Annotated in this window: 23 protein-coding genes, 1 tRNA gene and 1 pseudogene; 17 read left to right on the forward strand and 8 right to left on the reverse strand. The window is 68.4% G+C overall.

The window, feature by feature from the left end; genetic code table 11:
* Positions 1-33 precede the first annotated feature (33 nt).
* From tbsP to LCF40_RS03390, 10 genes and pseudogenes are all read left to right on the forward strand, one after another.
* A complete protein-coding gene (gene tbsP, locus LCF40_RS03345; protein WP_224827351.1) occupies positions 34-852 on the forward strand; it encodes a transcriptional regulator TbsP in 819 nt (272 codons plus the stop codon).
* Between the two features lie 8 nt (positions 853-860).
* The gene (locus LCF40_RS03350; RefSeq protein ID WP_224827352.1) at positions 861-2,348 is read left to right on the forward strand and encodes a PQQ-dependent sugar dehydrogenase; all 1,488 of its coding nucleotides are present in this window, start codon (positions 861-863) and stop codon (positions 2,346-2,348) included.
* Between the two features lie 45 nt (positions 2,349-2,393).
* Positions 2,394-3,095, forward strand: a complete 702-nt coding sequence (locus tag LCF40_RS03355) for an RNase P subunit p30 family protein (protein ID WP_224827353.1) — start codon at positions 2,394-2,396, stop codon at positions 3,093-3,095.
* Positions 3,079-3,684 carry a class I SAM-dependent methyltransferase gene (locus LCF40_RS03360; protein ID WP_224827354.1) on the forward strand — a complete coding sequence of 202 codons (606 nt, stop codon included), beginning with the start codon at positions 3,079-3,081 and terminating at the stop codon, positions 3,682-3,684. Before LCF40_RS03355 ends, LCF40_RS03360 begins: the two co-directional genes overlap by 17 nt.
* Positions 3,681-4,215: pseudogene (locus LCF40_RS03365) on the forward strand (Rpp14/Pop5 family protein). Before LCF40_RS03360 ends, LCF40_RS03365 begins: the two are co-directional and overlap by 4 nt.
* 2 nt (positions 4,216-4,217) lie before the next feature.
* Entirely contained in the window at positions 4,218-4,988 is a 771-nt protein-coding gene (psmA, locus tag LCF40_RS03370; protein ID WP_114575700.1) for an archaeal proteasome endopeptidase complex subunit alpha, read from the forward strand.
* A 43-nt stretch (positions 4,989-5,031) separates the two neighbouring features.
* Positions 5,032-5,757, forward strand: a complete 726-nt coding sequence (locus tag LCF40_RS03375; protein WP_114575699.1) for a ribosome assembly factor SBDS — start codon at positions 5,032-5,034, stop codon at positions 5,755-5,757.
* Between the two features lie 40 nt (positions 5,758-5,797).
* A complete protein-coding gene (locus LCF40_RS03380; RefSeq protein ID WP_114575698.1) occupies positions 5,798-6,136 on the forward strand; it encodes a glutaredoxin family protein in 339 nt (112 codons plus the stop codon).
* A 108-nt stretch (positions 6,137-6,244) separates the two neighbouring features.
* Entirely contained in the window at positions 6,245-6,820 is a 576-nt protein-coding gene (locus LCF40_RS03385; RefSeq protein WP_114575697.1) for a DUF7110 family protein, read from the forward strand.
* A gap of 90 nt (positions 6,821-6,910) precedes the next feature.
* Positions 6,911-7,186: a hypothetical protein gene (locus LCF40_RS03390; RefSeq protein WP_224827355.1), complete on the forward strand. Its 276-nt coding sequence runs from the start codon at positions 6,911-6,913 to the stop codon at positions 7,184-7,186.
* Between the two features lie 46 nt (positions 7,187-7,232).
* Here the strand turns inward: LCF40_RS03390 and LCF40_RS03395 are convergent, their stop codons facing one another.
* Positions 7,233-7,631, reverse strand: a complete 399-nt coding sequence (locus LCF40_RS03395; RefSeq protein ID WP_224827356.1) for a RidA family protein — start codon at positions 7,629-7,631, stop codon at positions 7,233-7,235.
* A gap of 81 nt (positions 7,632-7,712) precedes the next feature.
* Between LCF40_RS03395 and LCF40_RS03400 the strand changes: the two genes are divergently transcribed.
* The 3 genes from LCF40_RS03400 to LCF40_RS03410 all read left to right on the forward strand — a co-directional run bounded on the left by LCF40_RS03400 (position 7,713) and on the right by LCF40_RS03410 (position 9,870).
* A tRNA-Leu gene (locus LCF40_RS03400) sits at positions 7,713-7,797 on the forward strand.
* A gap of 333 nt (positions 7,798-8,130) precedes the next feature.
* Positions 8,131-9,210, forward strand: coding sequence for a CHRD domain-containing protein (locus LCF40_RS03405; protein ID WP_224827357.1), 1,080 nt, complete (start codon positions 8,131-8,133; stop codon positions 9,208-9,210).
* 348 nt (positions 9,211-9,558) lie between these two features.
* Positions 9,559-9,870 carry a cupin domain-containing protein gene (locus LCF40_RS03410; RefSeq protein WP_224827358.1) on the forward strand — a complete coding sequence of 104 codons (312 nt, stop codon included), beginning with the start codon at positions 9,559-9,561 and terminating at the stop codon, positions 9,868-9,870.
* On the opposite strand, the gene LCF40_RS03415 is transcribed toward LCF40_RS03410, so the two are convergent.
* Entirely contained in the window at positions 9,867-11,774 is a 1,908-nt protein-coding gene (locus tag LCF40_RS03415) for a beta-CASP ribonuclease aCPSF1 (protein WP_224827359.1), read from the reverse strand. The genes LCF40_RS03410 and LCF40_RS03415 overlap by 4 nt on opposite strands.
* A 347-nt stretch (positions 11,775-12,121) precedes the next feature.
* Here LCF40_RS03415 and LCF40_RS03420 point away from each other — a divergent pair, with 347 nt between their 5' ends.
* The gene (locus tag LCF40_RS03420) at positions 12,122-12,616 is read left to right on the forward strand and encodes a DUF7984 family protein (RefSeq protein ID WP_224827360.1); all 495 of its coding nucleotides are present in this window, start codon (positions 12,122-12,124) and stop codon (positions 12,614-12,616) included.
* On the opposite strand, the gene LCF40_RS03425 is transcribed toward LCF40_RS03420, so the two are convergent.
* Positions 12,617-13,378: a hypothetical protein gene (locus LCF40_RS03425; RefSeq protein WP_224827361.1), complete on the reverse strand. Its 762-nt coding sequence runs from the start codon at positions 13,376-13,378 to the stop codon at positions 12,617-12,619.
* Positions 13,379-13,467: 89 nt separating this feature from the next.
* Here LCF40_RS03425 and nucS point away from each other — a divergent pair, with 89 nt between their 5' ends.
* Positions 13,468-14,217 carry an endonuclease NucS gene (nucS, locus tag LCF40_RS03430; RefSeq protein ID WP_224827362.1) on the forward strand — a complete coding sequence of 250 codons (750 nt, stop codon included), beginning with the start codon at positions 13,468-13,470 and terminating at the stop codon, positions 14,215-14,217.
* Positions 14,218-14,223: 6 nt separating this feature from the next.
* Here the strand turns inward: nucS and LCF40_RS03435 are convergent, their stop codons facing one another.
* The 5 genes from LCF40_RS03435 to gvpA all read right to left on the reverse strand — a co-directional run bounded on the left by LCF40_RS03435 (position 14,224) and on the right by gvpA (position 20,467).
* Positions 14,224-15,600 (reverse strand): GntP family permease, encoded by a 1,377-nt coding sequence (locus LCF40_RS03435; RefSeq protein ID WP_114575690.1) that lies wholly within the window; start codon positions 15,598-15,600, stop codon positions 14,224-14,226.
* 182 nt (positions 15,601-15,782) lie between these two features.
* Entirely contained in the window at positions 15,783-18,506 is a 2,724-nt protein-coding gene (gene mutS, locus LCF40_RS03440) for a DNA mismatch repair protein MutS (protein WP_224827363.1), read from the reverse strand.
* Between the two features lie 45 nt (positions 18,507-18,551).
* Complete coding sequence (gene gvpO, locus LCF40_RS03445) at positions 18,552-19,061, reverse strand: gas vesicle protein GvpO, halophile-type (protein ID WP_224827364.1); 510 nt, start codon at positions 19,059-19,061, stop codon at positions 18,552-18,554.
* A 67-nt stretch (positions 19,062-19,128) separates the two neighbouring features.
* The gene (gvpN, locus tag LCF40_RS03450; RefSeq protein WP_224827365.1) at positions 19,129-20,172 is read right to left on the reverse strand and encodes a gas vesicle protein GvpN; all 1,044 of its coding nucleotides are present in this window, start codon (positions 20,170-20,172) and stop codon (positions 19,129-19,131) included.
* A gap of 4 nt (positions 20,173-20,176) precedes the next feature.
* Entirely contained in the window at positions 20,177-20,467 is a 291-nt protein-coding gene (gene gvpA / locus LCF40_RS03455; RefSeq protein WP_114575686.1) for a gas vesicle protein GvpA, read from the reverse strand.
* Between the two features lie 327 nt (positions 20,468-20,794).
* Here gvpA and LCF40_RS03460 point away from each other — a divergent pair, with 327 nt between their 5' ends.
* Together LCF40_RS03460 and gvpF are read left to right on the forward strand one after the other, a co-directional pair.
* Positions 20,795-21,424 carry a GvpL/GvpF family gas vesicle protein gene (locus LCF40_RS03460; RefSeq protein WP_224827366.1) on the forward strand — a complete coding sequence of 210 codons (630 nt, stop codon included), beginning with the start codon at positions 20,795-20,797 and terminating at the stop codon, positions 21,422-21,424.
* A gap of 2 nt (positions 21,425-21,426) precedes the next feature.
* Complete coding sequence (gene gvpF / locus LCF40_RS03465; RefSeq protein ID WP_224827367.1) at positions 21,427-21,681, forward strand: gas vesicle protein GvpF; 255 nt, start codon at positions 21,427-21,429, stop codon at positions 21,679-21,681.

The following is a 21,681-nucleotide window of genomic DNA, read 5'->3' on the forward strand; positions in this document are numbered from 1 at the left end:
AAGTAAGTAGCGGACTTTTAGTTGACCAGTAAGATGAGCTCAAATTTACTCGATAGCGGGATCGACGAGGTCCTCTCTGCGGTCCTCGCCGAGGCGAGCGGGGAGATCTACATGGTCAACCCCTCCCGCGAGGGCGTCGAGTCGTTCGTCGCCGTCGCGACCGAGTTCGACGAGGAACTCCCCTTGGTCCGACTGCTCGCCGACGAGCGGACCCTGAAGGACGTGATGGAGGACTTCATCGTCGCGAGCAACGCCGCCGACCTGGTCGCCGACGGCTCGCTCTCCTTCCGGACGCTCGACGAGAGCCCCGAGAACTCGCTTCTGATCACCGGCGACCGGGTGGTCGCGGTCGTCGCCGCCGGCGACCGCGTCGGCGGGCTCGCGACCGACGACGAGGGGTTTGTCGAGGCCGCCACCGAGGCCTACGCCGATCGCTGGGACGCAGCCGAGGAGTTCACCCTCCGGACGCCGCCGATCTCGCGGGTCCGGGAGACCCTGGCCGAGGAGATCTCCGAGGAGGCCGAGGCCGACTTCGTCGCGATCCTCGACTCGTTGGAGACCGCCCGCGGCGACGGCGAGGGGTTGGATGAGGTCACCATCTCGCTGCTCGTCGCGGCGAAAAACGACGCCCTGCTGTACGATATCAGCAAGTGGGGCGAGGACGTCGGCATCGCCTCCAAAGCCACTTTCTCCCGGACGAAGACCCGCCTCGAGGAGATGGGTCTCATCGACACCGAGAAGGTCCCGATCGACGTCGGCCGGCCCCGACTCCGGCTGAAGATCGGCGACGACCGGCTCCGGGACGCCGAGGGCGGGGACCTCGCCGCCAGCGCGACGGACGTTCTGGGCTGATCGGTCGGATGACCCGTCGCTCCCGCCGCCGGGTTCTCGCGACGGCGGGAAGCCTCGTGCTCGCCGGCTGTACGTTCTCGCGGTCCGACGGTGATGAGAGCGGAGAGGACACTGGCGAGACGCCGGAGGTAACCGATACGCCGACAGGATCGCCCGAGGGGAACGATACCGACGAGAGCAACGCGAGCGACGGAAACGGATCGGACGAAGGGTCCGCGACCGACGACCTCGAGACGGAAACCGAGCCTACTGACGAGTCGGGGACCGACACGGAGACCGGGTCCACCGACGGGGAGGCCGGCGGTGAACCCGAAACGGAGACGAACGGGACGGAGGCAGACGGCGAGGACGACGGAGACGACGGCGAGGACGGCGACGACCCCGAGCCGCCGACCGACGCCCCGGCGCTATCGGTCGATCGGAAGCCGCTCGTGACGGGCCTGGAAGTCCCCTGGGACCTCGCGTTCGCGCGGGAGGAAGCCTTCCTGACCGAACGCGGGGGCCATCTCACGCGGATCGACACCGAGCGACTGCTCTCGGGCGAGCCGATCGACGCGGCCGACTTCGAGGGCCGCCGCGAGTGGCCGGCCGAGAGCCTGCTCGGTGTCGCGGTCCATCCCGAGGAGCGGTGGGTGTACGTCGCCGCCCACGCCGACGGCGAGACCAGAGTCGAGCGGTTCGACCCCGATACCCCCGGCGACCGCGAGCCGATCCTCGAGGGGATCGTCGGCGACCACACGATCGGGACGGGGCTCGCGTTCGGTCCCGGGGGCGATCTCTGGGTCACTGCCGGCACCGCCGAGCGCGACCCGGCCCGGGATCCCTCGACGCTCGGGGGGACGATCCTGCGGCTCCGGCCCGACGGAACGCCCTCCCCGGCGAACCCGGGGCTTGCGGACCCGCGGGTGTTCAGCTACGGCCACCGCAACCCCCAGGGAGTGGGGTTCCTCCCCGACGGGACGCCGGTCGCGACCGACCACGGGCCCGAGGGGCGAGACGAGATCCGCCGGCTCCGCCCCGGCGACGACGCGGGCTGGCCGGTCGCCCGCGGGGGACCCGACGATCCGGAGTACGAGGCCTACGGCGAGGAGTACGCGCCACCCCTGGTCAACACCGGCGAGGAGACGTGGGCACCGGGGGGCTGTACGGTCTACGACGGCGGGGCGATCCCCTCCTGGCGGGGCCGGCTGCTGGTCGCGACCCTCTCTGGACGGCACCTCGACGTCGTCACGCTGACCCCGCCCGGGGCCGACCTCCCGCCGGTCGGCGACCGCGGCCGCCGGTTCGACGCCGACTGGCTCGACGACGCCTACACGGCGACGGCCCACCGGGTCCTTGAGGACGAACTCGGTCGGCTGCGGGGCGTCGTGGCGGCTCCCGACGGAACCCCCCTCGTGCTCACGTCGAACCGCGACGGGATGACCCGCGCGGACGAGCCGTTCCCTCGCGAGCGCGACGACGCGGTCGTCCGGCTCCGGCGTTCTAGTCGCCAGTGAGCGACAATCACAACCCCCAAGTCCGCGGTCCCCCCTCTTCGGGGCATGTACGAGGCCGTCCATTCCGGCGCCGACGGCGAGTGCGCCGACCGGCTCGTCGGGACCGCGGCCGACTACGGCTTCGAGGGGGTCGTCCTGTGGCTCGACCCGGACGCTGAGTCCGGGATCGACCCGGAGGCCCTCGCCGCCGAGCACGGGATCGACGTCGTCGCCGGCGTCGAGATCCGGGCGGGGAGTCCGGGCGAGGCCGACGGACGCGTGAACGCCCTCCGCGAGGAGCGGACGGTCCTCGCGGTCCGTGGCGGAACCGACACGATGAACCGCTTTGCCGTCGAGCGCCCCGAAGTCGACGTGCTCGCCCGCCCGATGGCCGGCGACGGCGACGTCAACCACGTGCTCGCGAAGGCGGCCGTCGAGAACGGCGTCCGGCTCGAGTTCTCCCTGTCGCCCGTCCTCCGGCAGAGCGGCGGCCGCCGCGTGCGGGCGCTCCAGTCGCTTCGCAAACTCCGGGAGGTCGTCGGCTACTACGACGCACCCGTCGTCGTGAGCGCCGATCCCGAATCCCGGTTCGAGCTCCGGGCGCCCCGGGAACTGGCCGCGGTCGGCGAGGCGATCGGCTTCGACCGGGAGACCATCGAGGACGGGCTGGCGGAGTGGGGCCGGCTGGCCGAGCGAAACCGACGGATCGACTCCGAGGCGTTCATTGAGCCCGGGGTCCAAGCGGGACGGTATGACGAAGACCGTTGACGACCACGCGGCACGCTTCGACGAGAAAGCCGACGAGTACGACGACGGCGGCTCTCCCGAGTATCTGGAGTGTCGCGATCTGGTGATCGAGCACGCCGACCCCGGCCCCGACGACGTCGTCCTCGATCTGGGTACCGGAACGGGTGCGATCGCGCTCGCGCTCGCCGACCGGGCGGATCGGGTCGTCGGCCGGGACGTCAGCGAGGGGATGCTCGCGGAGGCGGAGCGGAAGGCCGCGGAGGCGGGGATCGAGAACGCCGCGTTCGGGATCGGCCGCTTTCGCGAACCCGACTACGACGGTCCCGTCGATATCGTCACCACGAACTTCGCGCTCCACCACCTCGCCGACGAGGAGAAACGGGAGGCGATCGAGCGGATCGTCGAACTCGGTCCGCGGCGGTTCGTGCTGGGCGACGTGATGTTCTTCGGCGAACCCGACCCCGACGAGCCGTTCTACTCGCCCGAGGTGGACGACCCCGCGACCGTCGGGATGCTCGCGGACGCGCTCACGGATGCCGGCTTCTCGCTGACCGCCGTCGAGCGCGTCGCCGACCAGGTCGGCGTGCTCGTCGCCGAACGCCGGGTATGAAACATCTCCCGAAACACCTCCGCCCACGGTGGCGGTATCTCGCGGTCCGGATCGACCTGCCCGCCGGGGAGACGGTCGGCCGGCGGGCGTTCCAGCGCGAACTGTGGTACGCCGGCCAGAACCTGCTGGGCGACCCCGGCAGCGCCGACGCCGTGCTCTCGGTCGTCCGGTTTTCGGTCTCTCCGGGCGGCGGGTCGGCGGTCGTCAAGGCCCGCCGCGGCGAGGAGGGGCCGGCGAGGGCGGCGCTGGCCTGCGTCGATACCGTCGAGGGGACGCCCGTCGGGCTCTCCGTCGGGGGAATCGGCGGGACGATCCGGGCGACGGCGGAGAACCACCTTTGAGGCCGCCGACTCACCACGTTTGAACCTTTGTATCGGGGAGCCCGACGGGCGGGAAGAAAAGTATTTAGGACGCCGTCGGCAAGGTTCGGGAGAGAGAAACGTCGTGTTCGATACTGCCGAGCGGGTCGTCGCGCACGCGAGTCGATCCGCGGGCGCCGGTGTACGTATCCACGACAGACCTCGGATCTAACTATGCAGGGACAACAACAACAGCAGGCCTACGACCGTGGGATCACGATCTTCTCGCCGGACGGACGGCTCTACCAGGTGGAGTACGCCCGGGAGGCGGTCAAACGCGGCACCGCCAGCATCGGGGTTCGGACGGCCGACGGCGTCGTACTCGCCGTCGACAAGCGCGTCCCTTCCCCGCTTCTGGAGGACTCGAGCGTCGAGAAGATCCACAAGGCAGACGACCACGTCGGCATCGCGAGCGCCGGCCACGTCGCCGACGCCCGCCAGCTGATCGACTTCGCGCGCCGCCAGGCCCAGGTCAACCAGCTTCGCTACGGCGAGCCGATCGGCGTCGAGGGGCTCACGAAGGAGATCACCGACCACATCCAGCAGTACACCCAGGTCGGGGGCGCACGTCCGTTCGGCGTCGCCCTGATCGTCGGCGGCATCGAGAACGGCGAGCCCCGCCTGTTCGAGACTGATCCCTCGGGAACCCCCTACGAGTGGCAGGCCCTGGCGGTCGGCGCTGACCGGGGCGAACTCCAGACGTACCTCGAGGACAACTACGACGAGGAGGCCGACCTCGCGGGCGGCATCGCGCTCGCGCTCGACGCGCTGGCCTCGGTCAACGACGGCTCGTTGCTCCCCAAGGAACTGGGCCTCGCGACGGTCGACGTCGAGACCGAACAGTTCGACATGTACGACGAGGAACGCATCGAGGCCGAACTCGAGGAGAACGACCTGCTCGACGACGGCGAGGACGACGAGAGCGACGAGGACGGCGAGGAGTAGTCGGCAGGAAAGTTCTTTTAGGCACCCTCCGCTAGCTCCGGGCATGATCTCGCTCGACGAGGCGGTGACCGCGCGTCTGGAGTCCCACGGCGCGCGCTTCGAGGTGCTGGTGGATCCCGACGCGGCGCTGTCGATCAGACGCGGGGAGTTCGAGGGCGACTTGGAGGAGGTGATCGCCGCCGAGGACGTCTTCGAGGACGCTTCCCGGGGGGATCGCCCCGCCGAGAGCGACCTCGAGGACGTGTTCGGAACGACCGAACCCCTCGAGGTGATCCCCCAAGTGATCCGCGAGGGCGAGATCCAGATCACGGCCGAGCAGCGCCGGGAGATGCAAGAACAGAAGCGCCGCCAGCTGATCGACCGGATCGCCCGGAACGCGGTCAACCCCCAGATGGACAACGCGCCCCATCCCCCGGAGCGCATCGAGAACGCCCTGGAGGAGGCGGGGTTTACGGTCGATCCGATGGAGCCCGTCGAGAACCAGGTCGACGATGCTCTGGACGACCTCCGCCCGCTCATCCCGATCCGGTTCGAGGAGGTGACGGTCGCGGTTCAGATCCCCGCCGAGTACGCAGGTAGTGCCCAGGCGAAGATCCGCCAGTACGGCGACCTAGAGCGCGAGGAGTGGCAGCCCGACGGCTCCTGGATCGGCGTCGTCACCTTCCCGGCGGGCCTCCAGAACGACTTCTACGACGTGGTCAACGAGAACACCAGCGGCGAGGCCGAGACCCAACTCGTCAGCGACAAAGACGAGTTGAGTACCCGGTAAGGGCGCAAGGACTATCCGGATCACTCCCGTATTGGAAGGCATGACGTTCCAACCGAACGCCGGCCTCGACCAGTCGGAGGTCGACGATCGCGTCGAGCGTGCGATCGAGGAGAACGAGGTCGTCCTCTTCATGAAGGGCTCTCCAATGATGCCCCAGTGTGGCTACTCCCAGCGCGCCTTAGAGCTCATCGGGAGCCACCGCGAGGAGTACGAGACGGTGGATACCCTCGAATCCCTCGAGGAGTACCGGGCTGCCCTCTCCGAACACAGCGGCTGGGAGACGATCCCCCAGACGTACGTCGACGGCGAGTTCGTCGGCGGCAGCGACGTCTTAGCGGAGCTCGACGAACGCGGCGAGCTGGCGGAGACCCTCGGGTGACCGCTTTCCGGGCCGACACGCAGGACCGATCGGTCCGGAACCCAATAGCAGGTCATATAAATCACGCACGCGTACTACCCCCCAAGGCTGCCGACACCTCCCCCCATCATGTCAACTGAGGAATCCGGCCACGTGTATCGGCTCCACTCGACGCTCGAGTTGCCACTAGAAGAGCTCCACGAACACTTCGAGGACGCCTCGTTGCCTCCGGCGATCACCGACGTCGAGATCACCCGCCGGAACAACACGCTGATCCTGAAGGCGGTCTCCGACGACGAGACGGTCAGCAAGTACACGCCATCGGCCCAGCTCAAGGCCAGCGTCACCGAGAACCGGGTCTACGAGGAGGACCCCGACGAGCGGCGCAACTCCTTTCGGTGGGACGAGGAAGAAGAGGAGATCGAGTCCGAACTCGTCGAGTTCGCCGCGTTCAAGGGCGACCGCGAGACCGTCCTCCAGAACTCCCTGTTGCAGTACGAGATGTTCCGCGTCCTCTGTGGGATCGCAGAGGAGTGCGAGAAGGGAACGCTGACCGCGATCTCCGAGCGCGACGGCGACTTAGAGGCGACCCGGATCGTCGACGGCGAGGTCCGCCCCGCCGACGTCGAGGTCGTCGAGGGCCCACGCGACCGGGGTTCCTCCCAGAACGGCGTCGACTGGCGGGACAACAAGTTCATCAGTTGATTCCGGTCTCCTCGCGGTTCGTGGGACGTGGCCCTCTCGAGTGATTCCCACCCCACGGATTTAGGGTCCAACACGGGGTACGGTAGTCGTATGCCGGAGCCAGAGCTACCGATGTTGCCCGACGGCACCACGCTCAGATGGACGTACCTCGAGCGCGGACCCTACGCGGACGTCGTGATCTTCGCGACCGTCGAGGACGGACGGATCCAGTTTCAGGGCGACTCCCGGAGCCCCTCGGGGGCGACCCGCGAGTTCGACCAACTGATCCGGGGCGAGGAGGGCTACACATGGGACTACCCCTGGGAGGAGTGGGAGTGGCACACCGGAACCGAGTGGGTCCCGATCTCGCGGCTAACGGAGGAGTGAACAGGGTCCTTGGCCGGGCAACCCCAACTCGCGCTCGGGCGTCCCTTCAGCCGAGCGGAACCTCGACCTCGAGTTCGACCAGCAACGCCTCGGTGGGAAGGCCGTCGACCCCGAGGACGGTGTGACACGGGTACGGTTCAGCCAGAAAGACCTCGCGGTAGACGGCGTGGAACGGCTCGTAGGTTCGCCTGACGTCGACGAGGTAGCTCGTCAGCTTGATGACGTCGTCGAGGCCGTAGCCGGAGCCGACGTCAGCGAGGAGGGTTTCGACGTTCGCAAAGGCCTGGCGGCTCTGGGAGGCGACGTCGTCGCCGGCGGGCTCCCCGTCGGCGGTAACCCCGACCTGACCGGAGACGTACAGCCGCCCGTCGGCGACCGTCGCGGGCGTGAAGTGGTGGGGTCTGGAGTCGGCGAGCCCGTCGGGGTGGATCTCGGTACGGTCCATGGAGGTCCCTCGTGGCGCCGTTCGATAACCGTTCGGTCGGACCGACAGGTTCTTACTCGACTCGCGGGTACGCCGGAGTGCGCGCGGGTAGCCAAGCCAGGCCAACGGCGCAGCGCTTAGGACGCTGTCCCGTAGGGGTCCGCCGGTTCGAATCCGGTCCCGCGCATACTTCTCCGGGCATCTCCGCGAGGAGAAGCATCGTGAGGAGGATTCGAATCAGGGAGTGGCGCGAATGACGTGAGCAGAACGACCGTGGTTCGAATCCGGTCCCGCGCATACTGCCTCGAATGCCCATGAGAGGTATGTATGCGCAATGATCGGAGAGATCCCTGCGAGTCACAGCCCGGAAGCGCAGCGAAGCGAGCACGTCTTCGCGTGTGGTTCGAATCCGTTCTCGCGCATAGTTCCCCGAGCCTCTCCGAGAACTCACACGAAGAGTTATCCGTGGCGGTGCAGACTACCCGTCTGTCTTCACACGTGTGATGTGGGGGCAGTCATCATGGAACTTACACGGCAGACCCGCCGGCGGGTCCTGCAGACCGCCGGCGTCGCGATCGGCAGCGGTATCGTGATGGGGACGGCGAGCGCGGACCACGAGGAGACGTGGATCTTCCAAGCCGAGTTGACGGGGGAGGCGGAAACCCACGACGTCGAGACGACCGCGAGCGGCCACGCGACCTTCGAGATCCCGCCCGACGACCACCGGATCCACTACTCGATCGACGCCGAGTGGCTCTGTCACGCCACCCAGGCCCACATCCACCTCGGCGAGGTGGACGAGGACGGCCCGGTCGTCGTCTGGCTCTATCCCGAGGAGGCTCAGGAACCAGAACCGATCGAGGGTCGCTTCGACGGCACCCTCGCCGAGGGCACTTTCACCGCCGACGACCTCGTCGGGCCACTCGAGGGCGCCGACGCAGACGAAATCGTCACGGCGCTGATCGAGGAAAACGCCTACGTTAACGTCCATACCGAGGCCTATCCCGCCGGAGAGATCCGGGGTCAGATCCGCCCCGACGCCGACACCGAGGATGCGATCACGGAAGCCAGGGGCGGGGAGAACCAAGAGGGGGAGGAGGCGGGTGAAGGCGAAGGCTCCGGGGACGAGGACGGGGGAATAGATGATCAAGACGAGGTCGTGACCGACGCCGCGGACGCCGACCTCTCGCTCGGAGCGATCAACGTTGCCGACAAGGGCGACGACGAGTTCGCCGGGCTGTTCGTCATGATCGAAAACGACGGCGACGCCGCTATCGATTTCACGGGCTGGACGATGCGGGACCGGCGCGAGGACGGGGTGGTGGGTTCTCCTGACGGGCCATCGCCGTTTCGCTTCCCGGACGGATTCACGCTGGACGCCGGCGAATTCGTCCGGATCCATACCGGCGGCGACGAGAGCCAGGACAGGGACGACACGCTCCACTGGGGGCTCCGGACCCAGGTCTGGGACGAGACCGGAGACACCGTGATCGTTGAGGACGCCGAAGGCGACGTGGCCCTCGAAGAATCCTACGACAACGGAGATCGGAGGGCCACAACGCGCAGGTTCGTCAGCCGGCGCTCCTCGCAGTTCATCTAAGGCCTACCCCGTTCTTTTCGGCGTTCTGTAACCTCCGGATCGGGCGTCGTTCGCCGGAACGACGAACCTTCGATTTCGCGCCGCCTGCTCGCGTGTCACACCCGTTCGCGCTGATCGGGGGCCACTGAATCAACGAGAGACGCACCGTGCGAACATCGCGCTTGCTCCGTCTTCGGACGGTGAAACCGCGCGAAGGTCTGCGAACCCTTCGGTTTTGCCCTACTCGAGTCAACCAAATCTCCTTTCAGTCCGTCAGGACAGCGTCTGCATCGCCGGCGAGAATCCGGTTTTCAAAGGCGGGAGTTCGCTTGCCATCGCCCTTTTCACTCCGTCGAGCCAATCCCTATCATGGACCTCATCGACACCGACGAGGCCGAGGGCTTTTTCACCGTGGTCGGGGGCACCGAGCGCTCGGACGCGGCGACGATGATCTTGGAGTCCGGCCAGTCCACGGGCGGGCCATCGAACCGCCACCCCGACAGCGATCAGTGGCTCTACGTCAAATCCGGGGTGGGGGAGGTGACCCTTGAGGGCGAGACCCACGAGATCGGACCGGGCGACCTCTTCCTGATCGAGGCCGGAGAGACCCACGAGATCGCAAACGGCGGCGAGGACGACCTCGAGACGGTGAGCGTCTATGCGCCCGCGGAATACACCTAAAGGAAGCGAAAGGTTTCCAGGTTCTTCGGCGCGAACGTCCGCACGTTGTGGTCGTGGTAGAGTCCCGAGGAGAGGTCCTGGACCGAGCGTTCGTCGCCGTGGACACAGAGGACCTTCTCGGGGCGGGGGCTCATCGTCTTGACGTAGTTCTCGAGGCCGGCGCGGTCGGCGTGGCCCGAGAAGCCGTCGACGGTCTCGACGTCCATGTTCACGGAGACGGTGTCCCGGCCGTCGCCGACGGCGACGTCCCGCCGGCCGTTCTGGATGCGCCGGCCGAGCGTGCCCTGGGCCTGGTAGCCGACGAACAGCAGCGTCGAGTCCGAGTCCGGGCCGAGCAACTCGAGCCAGGACATGACCGGGCCGCCGGTCATCATTCCCGATGTCGAGAGGACGATGGCGGGGTCGCCGTCGGCGACCTCCTGGCGTTCCTCGCCGCTCTCGATGTGGTTGAACTCGTCGGCGAGGAAGGGGTTGTCCTCGCCGTGGAAGATCCGGCTACGGAGGTCGTCCCGGAGGTATTCGGGATAGGTGGTGTGGATTGCGGTCGCCTCCCAGATCATCCCGTCCAAGTGGACGGGCATCGAGGGGATCTCGCCCTCGCGCATCGCCTCCTCGATGACGAGCATGATCTCCTGGGAGCGGCCCACGGCGAACGCGGGGATCAGGACCTTCCCGCCCTTCTCGTGGGCCTCCCGGATGAGTCGCTTGAGCTTGCGTTCGGAGTCGTCCTGGTCGGTCTGGTAGTCGTTTCGCCCGCCGTAGGTCGATTCCATCACGAGCGTCTCCACTCTGGGAAAGTCGTTGACCGCGCCGTCGAACAGCCGGGTGTCGCCGTAGTGGATGTCGCCGGTGAAGGCGACGTTGTAGAGGCCGTCGCCGACGTGGAAGTGGGCGACCGACGAACCGAGGATGTGGCCGGCGTTGTGCAGCGTGAGTTTGACGTCGGGTGCGATGTCGGTGACGTCGCCGTACTCGAGGGGGATCGTATGCTTGATCGCCTCCCGGACCATCGCCGACTCGTACGGTGGGGTCCGGCCCTCCTTGGCGGCGACGTCTAAGTAGTCGAGGGTGAGCAGACCCATCAGGTCCCGCGTCGGCTCGGTGGTGTAGATCGGGCCGTCGTAGCCGTACTTGAACAGGAGCGGGATCAGTGCGGAGTGATCGAGGTGGGCGTGGGTGAGCACGACCGCGTCGATGTTCTGGGGACCGGCGCCCAGGGCCTCGGGGGCCTGGAGGTAGGGGACCTCGCCCTCCGCGCCGGGTTTGTCGCCACAGTCGACGAGCACGCGGGTTTCCGGCGTCGAGAGGATGAACGAGGCCCGGCCCACCTCGCGACAACACCCCAGGGTCGTGATCCGGACGTATTCGTCGTCGGACATCTCCTCGCGGTGGATCTGGCGCCCGACTCGCTCTAGGATCTCTCGGCGTTCCTCGCGTTCCTGTTTGAGGAAGTTCCGGACGTTGGTGACCGTCGAGGACTCGATGGGCGGGGTCCGCACCACTTCGGGGGTCCACCCCACCGTTTTCGTGATCTCTCTGAGGGTCGCGCCGCCGCGCCCGATGACCATCCCCGGCTTCTGGGCCTCGATGACGACCTCGCCGGTGTCGGCGTGGAAGTCGAGGTCGGTGACGCCCGCTTCCTCGGGGACGACGTCCATGATCTCCTCGCGGGCCCGCTCTGGCTGGGAGAGCACGCTCGGGTCGGGCCGCACGGTGATCCGTTTCCGGAGCCGGCTCGCCAGGCCGCGCACGAGGTCGTCCTCCTGGGCGAACCGCTTTGGATCCCGGGTGTAGACGACCAGCTCGGGGCCCTCGTAGGCGACCGATGTGACCGAGACGCCGGCGGGGAGTTCGTCGGTGATCGTTGCTTCCAGTTCGTCGAGTTGCTGCTCTACAGTACTCATAGTCGACAGAGGGTCGTCGGCGTCCGCGTCCACGGCGTCCCGGCATCCATCCCGGATCCGACCGGTGTGGCCCGATCGATCGGGTGGGAGACGCGTCGGGACGGGGTCCGGGAGGAGGGCCACGGCTCGCACGCCTCGCCCGTGGAGGGCCGGGCCCGTGCCGTGAACCGTCTGCTATCCCGAATCATCGTGACAGTAGTCCGTGGTATCATCGACGGGCGCGCACGTATGGCCGCACCCGTCTCGGGCGGGACGATTTTCGGAGAGAACCCGCTTGGACGTAGGTAGTTGCCGGTGCATATAAAAGCCTTCGCAAACCCCAGAACCCCGGGCGTCGAAGGGGACGTATGGACCCACGCCTCGAGCTTACCCCCGCCCGGGTCGCCGCCGAACGCAATCGGATCCGCGACCGCGGCGAGCGCGTCGTCCCCCTCATCAACGACGTTCGCGGGGAACTCGGCGAGCGGTTCGGGATCGACGTCGCGCCGGTCGACCGGGCGGCCTACCGCGAGGAGGTCGACGCGGTGTTCGCCGACGGCGATCTCGCGGTCAACGTCGCCGCTCTCGCCTCTCTCCTCCGCGGACTCGACGTGGAGGGTGATTATCCCGGCTTCGTCGTCGACGAGCTGCTCGGCCGGGAGCTCGCGGCGACGATCGCGGGAACCCAGCCCCTGCGGACGCTCGGCGAGGCGACCTTCCACTACGCCGATATCCACGTCCACGGCTCGCCCGGTGAGGCGGCCGGCGTCGACGACCTCGAGGCCGCACTGGCGGCCGGCTTCGGCGAGCGGCTGTCGGGTTGGAGGTGGCCCGACGAGGAGAGTCCGTTCGCAGTGGAGTGATCAGTTCCCGCCCGTCGCCGCACCCGCCGACTCGTTGTCTCCCGTGGAGCCGTTCGCGGCACCCTCCTCGCCCGCGGAGTCGTTGCCTTCCGTGGTCCCGTTTGCGGTCGGCACGTCGGCTCCCGCCGACTCGTTGCCTTCGGTCGTCCCGTCGTCTGCGGTCGCGTTGCCGACGGTCGTTTCGTTATCGCCGGTCGCGTTACCTTCCGTCGAACCGCTCCCGCCCGCTCCCGCCGACTCGTTCGCGGCCGGTCCTCCCGTGGCTCCTGTGGCCTGCTGGCTGATCTCCACGAACCGCCCGCCGGGGAGCAGGCCGTCCATTTCGCCGGCGTTCAGCGCCTCCCGGATCACTGCCGGATCGCCGTCGATCAGGAGCACTCCCGCCTGAACGATCGTCTCCTCGACGGTCAGCCCGTCCGTGTCGGCGGCGTATTCCTCTACGGCCTCGACCTCCTCGGTGACGAGCTCGAGTTGGCGCTGGCGGAGTTCGCGCTGGGCTTCCATCTGGCTGGTCTCGTTGTTCTCGATGCGTCCCCTGAGCTCCTCCTGGATCGCCCGGACCTCCTCCTGGTCGGGCTCGACGAACGCGGTCACCGCCGACTCGGGAACGTCGGCGTCCTCGACCTCCGGCGGCGGTTCCGGGGTGTCGCCGGTGTCGTCGGTGCCGTCGCCGCCCGAAAGCGCCGAACAGCCCGCGAGCGCGACCGCGGCGCCCGCCCCCGCGAGCCGCAGAACCCGTCGTCGGTTGTGGTCCTCGCTCATGCCCGAAGACGGGCGCCGGAGGCGGATACGCCCTCCGATCTCCCCGCCGGACCGACCGCCTTTTGGCGGTCCGGTCGCTATCCCTCGGCGTGAATCGGGACGGAGCCGAACCCGTAGACGTCGCTCGCACTCTCCGGGAGCCGGCGCCGGCGGCCGCCCGCGAGGCGATCGAGCGCGGGATCGACCGCGAGGCGCTCGTGACCGTCGTCGGCCGCTGTACCGTCGAGTACGACGGCCGAGCGGCGAGCCGCCTGGAGCCCGGTGACCGGCACGTCATGCTCAAGCCCGACGGCGCGACCCTGGTCCACACCGACGAGGGCCAACAGCCGGTCAACTGGCAACCGCCCGGCTGCGACCACGGCGTCTCGCTTTCCGACGGCGCCCTCCGGATCGAGAGCCTGCGCTCGACGCCCGCCGAGCGTCTCGCGGTCACGTTCGAGCGGATCGACCAGGTCTCGGCCTTCGTTCTCGCCGACGAGCGCGAACTCGCCGTCGTCGGCACCGAGGAGGACCTCCGCGAGCGGATCTTAGAGGAGCCCGCGCTGGTCGAACCCGGGTTCACCCCGCTCGCGACCGAACGCGACACGCCCGCGGGCGCGGTCGATATCTACGGCGAGGATAGCGAGGGCCGCGCCGTGGTCGTCGAGCTCAAGCGCCGCCGGGTGGGTCCCGACGCCGTCGGCCAGCTCCGCCGGTACGTCGATGCTCTGGAGCGAGACCTCCACGCCGACGCCACGGTTCGGGGAATCCTCGTCGCGCCCTCTGTGACAGACCGGGCCGAGCGCCTGCTCGCCGAGCACGGCCTCGAGTTCGTCGCGGCGGAGCCGCCCGAGCGCTGATCGGGGTTACGCCAGTGGGAAGACCGTCGAGACGACCATGGTGACGACGAACCCGGTGATCGCGACGATGGTCGTCAGCGCGGTCCAGATCTTGAACGTCTCCTCCTGGGTCAGCCCGCCGATCTCCTTGACGATCCAGAACCCGCTGTCGTTGTACCACGAGAAGATCGTCCCGCCGGAGCCGATCGTCATCACGAGGTAGACGGGGTTGACCGAGAGGTCGCCGATCAGCGGCGCCATGATCCCCGCGGTCGTCAGCAAGGCGACGGTCGCAGAGCCCTGGGCGATCCGGATCGTCGCCGCGATCACGAACCCCGCGACCAGAAGCGGGATGCCAAGCCCCTCGAGGGCGGTCGCGATGTAGTCGCCGATCCCCGAGGCCGCGAGCATGGCCCCGAACGCGCCGCCGGCGGCGGTGATCGCCGCGATGTGGCCGCCGCTCTGGAGCGAATCGACGAGTTCGTCCGACCAGGTGTCCCGGTCTATGGCCTCCGTCCGGAGGTAGGTCGCCGCCGCGGCGAGGGCGGCGGCGGTCAGCGCGATGTTGGCGTCGCCGACGAAACTCGCCGTGACGTCGGCGGTCCCGCCTTCTACGAGGAATCCGGCGTCGATCAGCGAATCGACGGTCGTGTTCGAGGCGATCAACACGACCGCAAGCAGGATCGGAAGCGAGGCCTCGACCATGCCGGGCAGCGCCGACGTCGGCCGGTCGGCGAGTTCCTCGACGCGCTCGACCGACGATCCCATCGTCTCCCGGAGCGGGACCTCGATCCGGCTGTTGATCCACTTGCCGTAGAGCACGCCGGAGACGAACACCGTCGGGATCGCGACGACGATCCCGACCAGCATTGTGTATCCGAGGTCGACGCCGAGTTCGAGGGCGACCGCGAGCGGGCCGGGCGTCGGCGGGACGAAGCCGTGGGCGGTGACGCCGGCCGCGCCGACGATGGTGATGAACAGCGCGTAGTCTCTGCCGGTCCGGGCGCGCATCGACCGGGCGAGGGGCGCAAGTAGAAAGAAGACGTTGTCGAAGAAGACCGGAATCGCGAGGACGCCGCTTGCGCCACCGAGCGAGAGGTAGGATCGTTCCTCGGAGGTAAACGACTGGAACCAGCGGACGATCCGTTCGGCGGCGCCGCTTTCCATCATCGTCTTCCCGATGACGGCGGCCATCAGGATCGGGATCCCGACGCCGGTCATCGTCTCGCCGAACCCCGCCGCCGTCTCGGCGGGGACCTCGTTCAGCGGGACTTCGGCGGTCGCGGCGCCGACGACCAGCGTCGCGATCACCAGTCCGATGAACGCCGGGATACGAAGCCAGACCAACAGGGCGACGACCGCGACGAGTCCGATACCGAACACGATCACCGGGTTCTCGAACATGGCTCGACCAACCCATCGCCGCTTCAAATACCCTTGTATTCATCGTTACCGATTAATGGTCTTTCGAACGGAAACGTGGATAAAAACGTCCGTTCGAGCCGTCACCGATCCGTGACGGTGAGAACCGGACAGTCCGAATCCGAGCAGCACCGACCGCGTGACGCTCCCGAACAGTGGCCTGCTCACTCCTCGAGCAACCCCTTCAGCCGATCGAGTTCCGTCAGTGCTTCGACGGGCGTGAGGTGAGCGAGGTCCAGCGCGCGGAGTTCGGCCGCGACGTCGTCCGGGAGGTCCGACGAATCCGGCGTGGATCGCGAACCGGAAGGTCGCTCGCCGCCATCGGCGGTCGCCGTGGCGGTCGTTGCCGACCGTCTCTCGCCGGTGGGGTGTGCATCGGTTCCGGCGTCGTTCTCGCCCGATCCGCGTTCGGCCGCGGTCGCGACCAGTTCCCGGGAGCGCTCGACGACGTCCTCGGGGACGCCCGCGGCGGCCGCGACCTCGATTCCGTACGATCCCTCGGCGGCACCGGGTTCGATCTCGTGGGAGAAGACGACCTCGCCGTCGTCCTCGCCGGCCTCGAAGTGGAGTCGCTTGGCACCCTCTAACGCCGCCGCGAGTTCGGTCAGCGGGTGGTGGTGGGTCGCAAAGAGGGTCAGTACCTCCTCGGCGTGGAGGCGCTCGACGATCGCCCGCGCAATGGCGAGCCCGTCGGCCGTGGAGGTGCCCCGTCCGACCTCGTCCAGGAGGACCAGCGACCGGCCGTCCGCCTCCTGGAGGATCGTCGCCAACTCCTCCATCTCGACCATGAACGTCGAGCGCCCGCCCGCGATGTCGTCGCTCGCCCCGACCCGGGTAAAGATCCGCTCGAGGGGCGCCAGCCGGGCGCTGCGAGCGGGGACGAAACTCCCCATCTGGGCGAGGACGGCGATGCAGGCGACCTGGCGCATGTACGTCGACTTCCCGGACATGTTCGGGCCGGTGATGACCGCGAGCCGGCGTTCCTCGTCGAGGCGGGCGCCGTTGGGGACGAACGATTCCCGGGTGCGCTCGACGACGGGGTGGCGCCCGCCCTCGATCTCGATCACGGGATCGTCCGCAACGACCTCGGGCCGACAGTAGTCGTACCGGGCGGCGACGGTCGCCAGAGAGACGAGCGCGTCGACGGTCGCCAGTGCGTCGGCGAGGTCCTGGACGCGCTCGACCTCCTCTGCGACCTCCCGGCGAATTTCACGGAAGAGTTCGTACTCCCGGTCGTCGGCCCGCCCCTCCGCGCGAACGATCTCGCCCTCGCGCTCGCGGAGTTCGGGCGTGACGAACCGTTCCGAATTCTTCAGCGTCTGGCGGCGCTCGTAGTCCTCGGGCACCGAGTCGAGGTTCGGGTTCGTCACCTCGATGTAGTAGCCGTGGACGGAGCTGTGATCGACCTTCAGCGAGTCGATACCGGTCCGCTCGCGTTCGCGCTCGGCCAGATCGTCGATCCACACTTTTCCCTCGCGCGCGGTCGCCCGCAGATCGTCGAGATGCTCGTCGTAGCCCTCGGCGACGACGCCGCCCTCGGTGATCTCGACGGGCGGCTCCGCGGCGATCGCGCTCTCGATCAGCTTCCGGACGTCCGCCAGGGGGTCGAGGGCGGCGTGCAGTCCCCGAAGACGGTCGCAGTCGGCGTCGGCCAGCGACTCTCGGATCTCGGGCACCGCCTCCAAGGTCGTCCGCAGCGACTGGAGGTCCCGCGCGTCGGCCCGTCCCCGCGAGATCCGTCCGATCAGGCGTTCGAGATCGTAGATCGCCGCGAGGTCCTCGTGGAGCCGTTCGCGAGCCCTGACGCCGCCGGCGAGTTCGGAGACCGCATCCAGTCGTGACTCGATCCGGTCGGGTTCCAGCAGGGGTCGGCGCAGCCAGTCCCTCAATTTGCGGCCGCCCAGCGCGCTCGCGGTCTCGTCGATCACCCCGATCAGGGTCGCGTCCTCGCGGCCGTGGACCGCGCGCGGCTCGAACAGCTCGAGGCTTCGGAGGGCGACGGCATCGAGAAGGAGGTACTCCCGAGGGTCGTAGCGGGTGACGTGGGTGATGTACTCGAGTCGGGTCCCCTCCTCCGGGTCGTCGGGCGAGCCGTCGCCCTCTCCATCGGATGCACCCTCGTCTACACCCCCGCGGGCGTACTCGGCGTACGAGAGGAGGGCCCCGCAGGCCCGGATCTCGGCGTCGCCCCCGAGAACCCGGTTGGGGTCGCCGAAATATGCCTCGACCCGTTCTCCGGCCCGCTCGCGGTCGAACGCGCGACTCTCGTAGGAGGTCATCATGCAGTCGCGGTCGGCGGGAAGGAGCTCCGGCGAGATGTCGGGGCCGACGACGGCCTCGGCGGGGGCAAAGCGGCTGATCTCGTCGGCGATCGCCGCCTCGGAGCTCGAGCCGGTCGTCAGGAAGTCGCCCGTCGAGACGTCGAGGAAGGCGACCGCGAGGCGCTCGCCAGAGCGCGCGAGCGCGGCCACGAAGGTGTTGTCCTCGCCGGCGAGCAGTTCGTCCTCGGTGAGCGTCCCGGGGGTGACGACGCGAGTGACCGCGCGCTCGACGACCCCCGGGCTCTCGCCGGGTTCTTCGACCTGGTCGGCGACCGCCACCCGATATCCGGCCTCGAGGAGGGTCTCGATGTAACTCTCGGCGTTGTCGATCGGAATGCCGGCCATCGGGTACTCGCCGGTCGAGTCCTCGCGGCTCGTGAGCGCGATCTCGAGTATGCGGGCACAGCGTTCGGCGGCCTCACAGAACGCCTCGTAGAAGTCCCCGACCTGGAAGAGCACGAGCGCGTCGTCGTAGCGCCGACAGAGCGCCTCGTATTGGGCCATCATCGGCGTCAGCTCGTCGCGTTTCTCGGCCATGGCGTCGGGTGGGCCACACGCCGGATCCATACCGCTGGTCGAGACGCCGACGGCCAAAAGGACTGCCGGTTCCCCTTATTCGAAGGCGGCGGTGTCCCCGCGGCGGTAGCGATCGAGCCGGCGGTAGCCCTGGATGACGCCGTCCTCGTCGAGTTCGATCTCGTAGCGGCCGATGACGTCCTGGGTGTCGGGCACCGCCCGGCGCTCGACGACCTCGACGATCGCGCGCCACCCCTCCTGGGTCGCGGTGACCTCGGTGACGCCGTCGAACGGGCGTCCGATGAGTTCGCCCGCGGTCGCCTGGACGGTCTCCCGTATCGCGAGGACGCCCTCAATCCGGTCGTCGTCGGCGTCGACCTCGCCGGCCTCCTCGGGATCGACGCCGACGTCCTCGGGCTCGGTGAGCTCTTCGTCTTCGTTCCGGTTCTCCGACTCGTCGCTCTCGGTCTCTGAGTCGCTCACTGTTGGATCACTCTCGTCGTGTTGGTGACAGAACCCGTCCTCGCCCGCCGGACGCGAGCACCGCTCGCCGCCGACGGTTCGTGCCTTGCACTGCGCGTCCGATGCGGTGTCGGCTTCGGCCATGAGTGGGGTGTTCGGGTCCCTGTGTGGTAGGTGTGTCGCCGTCTCTCGACTGCTCGGCCCCGCAGACCTACGCGATCGCGGACTCGATCCGGTCGCGGAGTCCGCGCAGGTCGTCCTCGCCGGCGACCTTCGGCGCCAGCACGTCCGCGAGCACGTCGGCGAGCGTGGCGTCGTCCGCGTCGTCGCTGCCGAACACGACCAGCCCCCTCGCGGCCGTGATCGCGGCTCGGGTGCCGACGACGACGTCGCCGTCGAGTTCCTCCCGTACTGCTCTGGTCGCCTCGACGACCCGCTCGATCCGCTCCTCGTCGAGATCGGTGTGGGCGGCGACGATCTCGCGTTCGGTCTCCTCGTCGTAGAAGCCGACATGGACGCCGACGGTGCGATCGAGGAGGGCGTCCTGGGGGCGGTGGACGCCGGCGTACTCGATCGTGTTCGAGGTCAGGACCGCGCGGAACTCGGGGTGGACGTCGATCGTTCGCTCCGAGCCACGTTTGCCGGGCCGTTCGAGGATTCCCTCCTCGAACGCCGATAGCAGGACGTTGTGGGCGGCGGGCGGGCTCCGGGAGAACTCGTTGTAGACGAGCGTCGCGCCCTCGCGGGCGGCGACCGACAGCGGGTTGTCGACCCACCGCTCCCGGACGATCTCAGTGTGTTTGCGGACGCCGCTGACGTACTGATCGTCCTCCTCGTAGCGCTCGGCGCCCGCGTGGGCGCCGACGAGCGCGGCGGTGTCGACGGCCTCGTCGCCGTTGATCCAGACGACCGGCCGGCCCCGGTCGGCGGCGGCCGCGAGCGCGAGGGCGGTCTTGCCGGCGCCGGTCGGACCGATCAGGTGGACCGGCTGGTCGGCGGCCATCCAGCCGGTGATCCGGTCGGACAGCGCTTCGATCTCGTCGGTCCGAACGAAGGGATCGGGGGCGGCTTCCTCTGGGCTCATCAGCCCGTCGGCGTCGCCGGCGTCCCCGCTTCCGGCGCTGCTGGCCGATCCGGACGCATCGGCGGCCCCGTTCGATCGCAGGCGCTTTTTCGCCCACCGTCGCTCCTTTTGCTCGCGGTCGGTCGCGATCTTCCGGCCCCGGACCTTGCGCTCTCTCGATCCGTCGGCCATCGAGTTATTCGGAGGCCGACTGCGGCGAGGACTCGGGTCGCGTCTCGACGTCGAGTTCCTCTAAGTCCTCCAAGTCGCCCTCGGAGGTCGCCTGTTCGATCTTGGATATCTCCTCGGCGTAGTGGAGGAAGGTGTCGACGCTCGCGACGACCACGCGGGCCTCGACGGTCAGCAGTTCGATCCCGACGACGGACACTCGCGCCCAGACGTCGATGACGACGCCCTTGTCGAGGATACGGTCGAGAACTTCCGCGAGGCTCGAGGAATCCGGCCGGCTACGTTGTGGTTGTGCCATAGTCGCGTCCTCACTTCGCGGACGGATCAGTATGACGGTTCAGTCTGCCAGTGCAAGCACCATCATAAGGACTGGCCGACGCGACGGGACGTCCATGATGGGGAGCCGATCGCTCGCCGGTAGCCGTCCCGCCTCCGTCCGTTTCCGGCGTCGGTTCCGCCCGGGACCGACCGGGCGCCGACGCAGGCGGCCCCGGAAACCGATCAGTAGGGCATCAAATCCGGCAACTTATCCCTGCGTGAGCGGAAGGACGAGCATGAATCGCGACCGGACCGACGGTGGCCACGACGGTCACGGGAGCCGAGCGGAGCCCGGGGTGACCCGCCGGTGACGAACCGCTACGTCTACGGCGTCGTCGAGGCCGGCGACGGGGTCGACCGCGAGATCGACGCGGTCGGCGGCGCCGACCGGATCTACACGATCGAGCACAGCCGGCTGGGCGCGGTCGTCTCCGACATCGACACGACCGAGCCCGAACGGACCGACGAGGACGCCCGCCGCCACGACGATATCCTCCGGGAGCTGATGGACGGCGGCGAGCGCACGATCGTTCCGATGCAGTTCGGGATGGTGTTCGACAACGACCGCGCGTTGAAGAACGTCCTTCGAGGCGGGCGCCCCGCCTTCCGGCGGGCGCTTTCCGACGTCGAGGGCCGCGTCGAACTCGGGCTCAAGCTCGTCCGCGAGGAGGGGGCGGAGGTCGACGACGACGCGGTGAGAGGAGCCGTCGACGACGAACTCGAGGAACTGGCCGCCGACAGCGTCGAGGAGGGACTGTTCAGCGACCGGCTCGTCTTGAACCGGTCGTATCTCGTCGACCGGGAGAACCGCGAGGCGTTCGACGAAGCCATCGGCCGGCTCGAAGCGGAGTTCGAGGAGGGCGGCGACCTGCTCGTCCAGTATACGGGTCCGTTCGCCCCCTACAGCTTCGTCGACGTCCACATCGGGGCCCAGTGACCATGTTCATCGTAGACGACCTCCTCGTTCGGCCGTTCGTCGGGATCGTGGACACGCTCCACACCCTCGCACTGAACGAGCTGTACGACGTCGAGGCCATCGAGGACGAACTCAAGGAAAACCAGTTGCTGTACGAACTCGGCGAGCGCCCCGAGTCCGAGTACGAAGAGACCAGAGAGCGACTCGAGGCCGAACTCGAACTCGCCCGCGAGGTCCACGAGGACCTCGCGAGCGGGCGCGTGGAGGTGAAGACCTGA

It is taken from the genome of Saliphagus infecundisoli (assembly GCF_020177375.1).
Classification (GTDB): Archaea; Halobacteriota; Halobacteria; order Halobacteriales; family Natrialbaceae; genus Saliphagus; species Saliphagus infecundisoli.

Coding starts and splice junctions, on each gene's coding strand:
- tbsP (WP_224827351.1), top strand. CDS start 34: ATGAGCTCAAATTTACTCGATAGCGGGATCGACGAGGTCCTCTCTGCG.
- LCF40_RS03350 (WP_224827352.1), top strand. CDS start 861: ATGACCCGTCGCTCCCGCCGCCGGGTTCTCGCGACGGCGGGAAGCCTC.
- LCF40_RS03355 (WP_224827353.1), top strand. CDS start 2,394: ATGTACGAGGCCGTCCATTCCGGCGCCGACGGCGAGTGCGCCGACCGG.
- LCF40_RS03360 (WP_224827354.1), top strand. CDS start 3,079: ATGACGAAGACCGTTGACGACCACGCGGCACGCTTCGACGAGAAAGCC.
- psmA (WP_114575700.1), top strand. CDS start 4,218: ATGCAGGGACAACAACAACAGCAGGCCTACGACCGTGGGATCACGATC.
- LCF40_RS03375 (WP_114575699.1), top strand. CDS start 5,032: ATGATCTCGCTCGACGAGGCGGTGACCGCGCGTCTGGAGTCCCACGGC.
- LCF40_RS03380 (WP_114575698.1), top strand. CDS start 5,798: ATGACGTTCCAACCGAACGCCGGCCTCGACCAGTCGGAGGTCGACGAT.
- LCF40_RS03385 (WP_114575697.1), top strand. CDS start 6,245: ATGTCAACTGAGGAATCCGGCCACGTGTATCGGCTCCACTCGACGCTC.
- LCF40_RS03390 (WP_224827355.1), top strand. CDS start 6,911: ATGCCGGAGCCAGAGCTACCGATGTTGCCCGACGGCACCACGCTCAGA.
- LCF40_RS03395 (WP_224827356.1), bottom strand. CDS start 7,631: ATGGACCGTACCGAGATCCACCCCGACGGGCTCGCCGACTCCAGACCC.
- LCF40_RS03405 (WP_224827357.1), top strand. CDS start 8,131: ATGGAACTTACACGGCAGACCCGCCGGCGGGTCCTGCAGACCGCCGGC.
- LCF40_RS03410 (WP_224827358.1), top strand. CDS start 9,559: ATGGACCTCATCGACACCGACGAGGCCGAGGGCTTTTTCACCGTGGTC.
- LCF40_RS03415 (WP_224827359.1), bottom strand. CDS start 11,774: ATGAGTACTGTAGAGCAGCAACTCGACGAACTGGAAGCAACGATCACC.
- LCF40_RS03420 (WP_224827360.1), top strand. CDS start 12,122: ATGGACCCACGCCTCGAGCTTACCCCCGCCCGGGTCGCCGCCGAACGC.
- LCF40_RS03425 (WP_224827361.1), bottom strand. CDS start 13,378: ATGAGCGAGGACCACAACCGACGACGGGTTCTGCGGCTCGCGGGGGCG.
- LCF40_RS03435 (WP_114575690.1), bottom strand. CDS start 15,600: ATGTTCGAGAACCCGGTGATCGTGTTCGGTATCGGACTCGTCGCGGTC.
- mutS (WP_224827363.1), bottom strand. CDS start 18,506: ATGGATCCGGCGTGTGGCCCACCCGACGCCATGGCCGAGAAACGCGAC.
- gvpO (WP_224827364.1), bottom strand. CDS start 19,061: ATGGCCGAAGCCGACACCGCATCGGACGCGCAGTGCAAGGCACGAACC.
- gvpN (WP_224827365.1), bottom strand. CDS start 20,172: ATGGCCGACGGATCGAGAGAGCGCAAGGTCCGGGGCCGGAAGATCGCG.
- gvpA (WP_114575686.1), bottom strand. CDS start 20,467: ATGGCACAACCACAACGTAGCCGGCCGGATTCCTCGAGCCTCGCGGAA.
- gvpF (WP_224827367.1), top strand. CDS start 21,427: ATGTTCATCGTAGACGACCTCCTCGTTCGGCCGTTCGTCGGGATCGTG.